Genomic DNA, 3,873 nt, shown 5'->3' on the forward strand with positions numbered 1-3,873 from the left:
CCTTCAAAACTATGAAAAAGCCCTCTGAAGCTATAAATATCGTAAATTTAGACCCTGCAGGGAATAGTAGCGGGGATAATAGATGAAATGGAATTGGTAGAAGAAGTCAACAAAAAAGTGGGAATAAAAATTAAAGAAACCCTCAGTCCAGGACAAGTAATGAAAGCAATGATTTTGAACGGATTGGGATTTTTGAGCGCCCCAATCTACCTATTTGAAACATTTTTTGTGGGAAAAGCAACAGAACATCTAATTGGAGAAGGAGTGACACCCGAACAATTAAATGATGACAGAATCGGGAGAGCTTTAGACAAATATCATCAAGCTGGAACCACAAAATTATTCACGGCAATTGCCCTGAAAGCAGCGATGAAATTTCAAGTATCAATGAAAAGCGTTCACCTAGATAGCAGTTCAATATCAGTAGAAGGAGCATACAAAAACTGTCAGGGAAAAAGCCAGGAAATTGAGGCAGAATCTGAAGATACAGAATCTTCCATGAAAACCATAAAAATCGTTCATGGCTATTCAAGAGATCGAAGACCGGACCTCAAACAATTTATCATTGATACGATCGTAAGTGGATATGGAGACGTACCATTATATCTCAAAATAGATGACGGAAATGCCGATGATAAAAGTGTCTTTGTAGAGAGATTAAAAGAATTTAAAAACCAGTGGACATTTGACGGAATCTGTGTAGCAGACAGTGCCTTGTACACAGCAGAAAATTTGTCAGCAATGGCAGGAATGAAATGGATAAAAAGAGTACCATTAAGCATCTAATCAGCTCACAATAAAATCTGCAACATTGAAGATAGTGACTGGGAAGACTCTCAAATAAAAGGCTATAAAATAGCAGCCCAAATGAGTGAGTATGCTGGCATCAAGCAAAGATGGCTAGTAATAGAAAGTGAAATCAGAAAGCAAGCAGATCTCAAAAAAATAGTCAAGCAAGTAGAGAAACAATTAGAATCAGCCAAAGCCAAACTGCGTAAGTTATCCAGGCAAAACTTTGCTTGTATTTCCGATGCGGAAGCTGCCATAAAAAAGTTGTCAGAATCATGGAAATATCACCAGATAACAGAAATTAAATCCCAAGAAAAAACAGTTAAAGCAACAAAAAGCAATCTGAAAAAACTTGCTCGGACACAGACAAAAGTTTATCAAATTACGGGTGAAATAGAACCCCGAAATTCAGCGATTGAAGCGGAAAAAGTCAAAGCCGGGAGATTCATATTAGCCACAAATATCTTAGATGCTGAAGCAGTAACCAATCCACAGGTATTATCGGAATATAAAGCGCAGCAAAGTAATGAGAGAGGATTTAGATTTATCAAAGATCCGTTATTTTTTACTTCCAGCGTATTCGTGAAAAAGCCGGAGCGAGTTGAAGCAATCGGAATGATAATGGGACTGTGTTTGTTAGTATATAACCTGGCGCAAAGGAAATTGAGACAACAATTATCAGCTACCAACGAACGAGTGAAAAATCAGGTAAAGAAATTGACTGATAAGCCGACAATGCGCTGGATATTTCAGATGTTTCAGGCGGTACATTTAGTGACGATAAATGGAGCGAAGCAGGTCAGTAATTTAACCCAAGAGCGTCAAGATATCTTGCGGCATTTAGGAGAGTATTGCTGTCAATACTATTTAATATTTTCAAGTGAATAACGATTGAGATCGAGGTGTAGATATTTGTGAATAATTTTCATTAATTAGTCAAGACAATTTGCTCTTGGCATAAGTTTTCTTGCTTCAAAATATGAGTGGTCAGGATAAAATAGCAACATGAATATATGAGAAAAAGTCAATTATTTCAACTAACTTAGTTTAGGTAAATTTGACAAGCTTCTGTAATGCTAAAACTGCATAATTTCATCCCAACAGCGTTTCGCTTCCAAGTTTTCACAACTGATAAAAAAATCCGACCCACATCTGCGGAATGTGGGTTCGAAGAGAGGTACTCGATTGGTATCAGGGGAATAGAAAATCTACATAGAGTAGGAGGTTCGCTCAAACGACTGAGGAGAGCGCAGAAACAACTGTGGCAAGGGTCAACAGTAGAAGCTATAGCCGAGTTTGTAGGAGTTATGAGTAAAGAAAGTGAAAAATTCCAGAAATATCTGCGAAAACATCAGTCAAGAATCCCAGATTACCAGAATTATCAACAGCAAGGTATTGACATTGGTTCAGGAGCTGTAGAGTCTTTAATTAAACAGATTGGAGCAAGAATTAAGATTGTAGGTGCACAGTGGAACGAAAAAAATGTGCCTCAAATTTTAAGACTCAGATGTGCATATTTAAATAACCACATTAAACTCAGTATTTCTGCTTAGTTAAAAAGCGGGATGCTCCCATTGAACCACAAGAGTTTCAACAAGGTTTTTTGAGTTGGGTAAATGCCATAGTCGGGGAATTAGAACTAAAGGTAATTGCCATTGATGGCAAAACAATGAAACAATCTTATGACCGAAATGACCAGCAAAAAGCGCTACATATAGTGACAGCGTGGTCTTCATCTCATCAATTGGTTTTAGGACAAAAAAAAGCCGATAAAAAATCCAATGAACTGACAGCAATTCCGGAATTAATAGAAATGTTAGAAATTGCCTAAAGTGTAATAACTATAGATGCTATGGGCTGTCAAAAAAATATAACATCTCTGATTGTTAAGAAAAAAGCAGATTATCTTTTAGCTTTAAAAGGGAATCAAAAACTCCTATACAAAGCAGTGAAAGAGTGGTTTGAAGTAGCTCAAGAAGCAGATTATTTAGGCAAAAAGTATGATTATTATGAACAAGTAGAAGCAGGACATCATCGAGTGGAAAAAAGACAAGTCTGGACTGTGGATGTATCTGAGTTACCACCTCTGCATAATCAAGAATTATGGACGGGATTAAAAACAGTTGTCATGATAGTTAGTGAACGACGATTGTGGAATAAAACCACCACAGAAGCTCGTTTTTACTTGAGTAGTTTAAGCAGTAATGCTGAAAAACTTGCTGGGGCGATCCGCAGTCATTGGGGCATTGAAAATAGCTTACATTGGACACTTGATGTAACATTTTGTGAAGATGAAAGCCGGATTCGGAAACAGAACTCTCCCGAAAATTTTGCACTTCTACGTCGATTAGCCATAAATTTACTGGAACAAGAAAAAACTTCCGGCACAAAGTCTAAAAATGAAGCGGTATCGAGCGGCAATGGACAATGATTATTTAGTTAAAATTTTAAACTCTGCCAGTTAATGCTCGAAATCTAACACCTATCTAAGAAGGAAAATTATCCGGCTTTAAGAAGTTTATAAAATCTTAATGTTCTGATTTTATCTGCTTAAGTGAGGTTAAAATTAATGATTTTAAAAATGTTTTTTGAGTTATTTAGTAATGCACAAATTCAGGTTTGTGTCAAATTAATTTAGATGCGTTTACCCTGACTCTTTCATTCTTCTTGCCCCAAACATAGCCACAGATATCTCCCCAAATAAGATGACATTCATCCTGAAAAAAACTACCAATTCACCTAATTCGATTTCATTACGATGAGCTTCTAGCCATTGGGTCAATTCTTTTGTTTTTTTTTGACCTGTTCAGGATCTGTTTTAGGATTACGTTTTTGAGATTTTTTCTTTTCTTGAGCCAGCAGCGTCAAAAATCTCATAGTAACTCTGCTGAGAACTAAAAACTATCTCATACTGCTCCTCTATATAAGCTTTTAGTTCTCCTAAATTCCAATAATTCTTTTTTTGGAGCCAATCAATAATGGCAGCGCGTTTATCAGGTTTTAAATATCAGGGTAAGAGCATCTCAATCATGCTTGACAAAAGCATTTGAGAATCTGCATCATATAGTCATTGTTCATCGCAGC

The 3,873-nt window shown here is 36.6% G+C and carries 2 protein-coding genes and 2 pseudogenes; 3 read left to right on the forward strand and 1 reads right to left on the reverse strand.

Annotated elements, in window-relative coordinates; translation table 11 throughout:
• Positions 1–11 precede the first annotated feature (11 nt).
• From QUA13_RS31840 to QUA13_RS31850, 3 genes and pseudogenes are all read left to right on the forward strand, one after another.
• A pseudogene (locus tag QUA13_RS31840) lies at positions 12–1,677 on the forward strand (IS1634 family transposase).
• Positions 1,678–2,096: 419 nt separating this feature from the next.
• A complete protein-coding gene (locus QUA13_RS31845) occupies positions 2,097–2,342 on the forward strand; it encodes a hypothetical protein (RefSeq protein WP_333205001.1) in 246 nt (81 codons plus the stop codon).
• A 50-nt stretch (positions 2,343–2,392) separates the two neighbouring features.
• A pseudogene (locus QUA13_RS31850) lies at positions 2,393–3,220 on the forward strand (ISAs1 family transposase).
• Between the two features lie 393 nt (positions 3,221–3,613).
• On the opposite strand, the gene QUA13_RS32985 reads toward QUA13_RS31850, so the two are convergent.
• Positions 3,614–3,769: a winged helix-turn-helix domain-containing protein gene (locus tag QUA13_RS32985; protein ID WP_445242773.1), complete on the reverse strand. Its 156-nt coding sequence runs from the start codon at positions 3,767–3,769 to the stop codon at positions 3,614–3,616.
• Positions 3,770–3,873 lie beyond the last annotated feature (104 nt).

The sequence above is a fragment of the Microcoleus sp. S28C3 genome (assembly GCF_036700785.1).
GTDB classification, from domain to species: Bacteria; Cyanobacteriota; Cyanobacteriia; order Cyanobacteriales; family Microcoleaceae; genus Microcoleus; species Microcoleus asticus.

Bases quoted from the DNA above. Each gene is read 5' to 3' on its own strand.
- QUA13_RS31845 (WP_333205001.1), top strand. From the start codon at position 2,097: ATGAGTAAAGAAAGTGAAAAATTCCAGAAATATCTGCGAAAACATCAG.